Here is a 337-nt window from a genome sequence, read left to right as displayed (position 1 = left end):
CTTAGCGGGTGTGGCGGAATTGGCAGACGCACTAGACTTAGGATCTAGCGCCGCAAGGCGTGGGGGTTCGACTCCCTTCACCCGCACCATTTTAATTTCATATTACTGTCAGAGTAAAAATATCTTAAGCATTTTGCGGAAGTAGTTCAGTGGTAGAACACCACCTTGCCAAGGTGGGGGTCGCGAGTTCGAACCTCGTCTTCCGCTCCAAAAAAATGCCGGGGTGGCGGAACTGGCAGACGCACAGGACTTAAAATCCTGCGGTGAGTGATCACCGTGCCGGTTCGATTCCGGCCCTCGGCACCATCTTTTAAATAAACAATATGCGCCCGTAGCT

3 tRNA genes are annotated in these 337 nt (G+C 52.2%); all 3 read left to right on the top strand.

The features are described from left to right. Positions 1-4: 4 nt before the first annotated feature. A tRNA-Leu gene (locus tag M3166_RS19150) sits at positions 5-89 on the top strand. A gap of 46 nt (positions 90-135) precedes the next feature. After that, positions 136-210, top strand: a tRNA-Gly gene (locus M3166_RS19145). Positions 211-217: 7 nt separating this feature from the next. After that, a tRNA-Leu gene (locus tag M3166_RS19140) sits at positions 218-306 on the top strand. The last annotated feature ends 31 nt before the right edge of the window (positions 307-337 follow it).

Origin of the sequence: Solibacillus isronensis, from assembly GCF_023715405.1 — a bacterium.
Lineage (GTDB): Bacteria > Bacillota > Bacilli > Bacillales_A > Planococcaceae > Solibacillus > Solibacillus isronensis_B.
This window is presented reverse-complemented; position numbering and strand designations above follow the sequence as displayed.